Raw genomic sequence first — 1,702 nt, 5'->3', positions numbered from 1 at the left:
GGACCTGCGAGTCTTCGGTTCGGGACCTGCGAGTCTTCGGTTCGGGACCTGCGAGTCTTCGGTTCGGGACCTGCGAGTCTTCGGTTCGGGACCTGCGAGTCTTCGGTTCGGGACCCGCGAGTCTTCGGTTCGGGACCCGCGAGTCTTCGGTTCGGGACCCGCGAGTCTTCGGTTCGGAACCCGCGAGTCTTCGGTTCGGAACCCGCGAGTCTACGGTTCGGAACCCGCGAGTTCTGCTCGTACGACCCGTGAGTTAGGCGAACACCGCTGTCCGGTGCCACCGTGCGCGTCGAACTCACGGTGCGCGCCGGTTGGACTCGCGGGTCGTGCGCGTTGGACACGCGGGGGCGGGGTGGTCAGTCCAGGCAGAACTCGTTGCCTTCCGGGTCGGTCATGATGATGTGCCCGGCACCGAGCGGGGGAGCGGGCTCGTGCCGCTCGCCACGGGTGGCGCCGTGGGCGACCAGCCGCTCGGCCTCCGCCTCCAGTGCTGCCATCCGCGCGTCGCCCTGGAGACCCGGGGCGGCCCGCACGTCGAGGTGCACCCGGTTCTTGGCCTGTTTGCCTTCCGGCACCCGCTGGAAGAACAGGCGCGGCCCCGCACCTTCCGGGTCGATCACCGCCGAGGCGTCGTTGCGGCGCTCGGGCGGCACCCCCATCGCGTCTAGGGCCTGCTCCCACGTCTCGAAGCCCGGCGGCGGATCCTGCAGCCGGTAGCCGAGTGCCTCGGCCCAGAACGCGGACAACCCGGCCGGGTCGGCGCAGTCGAAGGTGATCTGGACGTCGCGTGCCATGTCAGCTCGCCTCTCGTCGGGTGTGCAGGTACAGGTCGCGGAGCAGGGACACCTCGGCCAGGTGGTGGATCATCTCGCGGTTGATGTGCAGCACGAGCGCGGCGAGCGGGAACTCGGCGTACGGACCCTCGGCCTCGCCGCACAGGCGGGCCAGACCCGTCTCGCCGAGGGCCTCGACCCCGGCGAGCCACGTGGCGTACTCCTCGTCGAGCTGGGCCAGTGCCTCGGTCGCGGTCGCGGCGTAGGGGAACGAGTCGTAGTCGGTGGCCGCGCGACCGAAGTGCGACGCGTTGCGCATCGCGAGCACGCCCACGATCACGTGCCCGAGCCGCCACGCGATCGTGGTGAACGGCGGCGGGACCGGCTGCGGAAACGCGAAGTCGATGGTCATCGTGCCGGACCCGGGCCGGCCAGGGTCGCGAGGGCGCACGTTCCAGCAGCCGGGCACCGGCTCCCAGAAGTACTCGTCGTCGGTGAGCCCGTCGAGGCGGGCGCGCAGTTGCTGGATCCAGTGCCAGTCCAGCTGCTCGCGGAGCAGGAGGTTCCAGGTCTGGTCGGTCATGGCGTACAGCCTGCCCCGGATAGCGGACAGGTGCCGTCCGTGATTCGTGCGACGATGATCGGGTGACCGTCGAGGCGACGACAGAACGGGTACTGCGGCTGCTGGCGCTGTTGCAGCACCGGCCGTCGTGGACCGCCACGGAACTGGCCGCCGAGCTGGGCGTCACCGACCGCTCGGTGCGCCGCGACGTGGAACGGCTGCGCGTGCTCGGCTACCCGGTGCACGCGACGGCGGGGGTCGGTGGCGGCTACCAGCTCGGCGCGGGCACCCGGCTGCCGCCGCTGCTCCTCGACGACGAGGAGGCGATCGCGACCGCGGTGTCCCTGCGGCTGGCGGCGGGTGGCAC

At 71.2% G+C, this 1,702-nt stretch carries 3 protein-coding genes; 1 reads left to right on the top strand and 2 read right to left on the bottom strand.

The genetic code is table 11. The features are described 5' to 3' along the window. Window positions 1–356 precede the first annotated feature (356 nt). The gene (locus tag WBA97_RS14020) at window positions 357–794 is read right to left on the bottom strand and encodes a VOC family protein (protein WP_424231222.1); all 438 of its coding nucleotides are present in this window, start codon (window positions 792–794) and stop codon (window positions 357–359) included. A 1-nt stretch (window position 795) separates the two neighbouring features. Next, window positions 796–1,356: a DinB family protein gene (locus WBA97_RS14015; RefSeq protein WP_424231221.1), complete on the bottom strand. Its 561-nt coding sequence runs from the start codon at window positions 1,354–1,356 to the stop codon at window positions 796–798. Between the two features lie 62 nt (window positions 1,357–1,418). Between WBA97_RS14015 and WBA97_RS14010 the strand changes: the two genes are divergently transcribed. Then, window positions 1,419–1,702 (top strand): helix-turn-helix transcriptional regulator (locus tag WBA97_RS14010; protein WP_424231220.1); only part of this gene is annotated, 284 nt, incomplete at its 3' end.

This window comes from Actinophytocola sp. (genome assembly GCF_049647105.1).
GTDB lineage: Bacteria > Actinomycetota > Actinomycetes > Mycobacteriales > Pseudonocardiaceae > Actinophytocola.
Note: the sequence above shows the minus strand (reverse complement) of the source record. Positions and strands in the feature narration are given on the sequence as shown.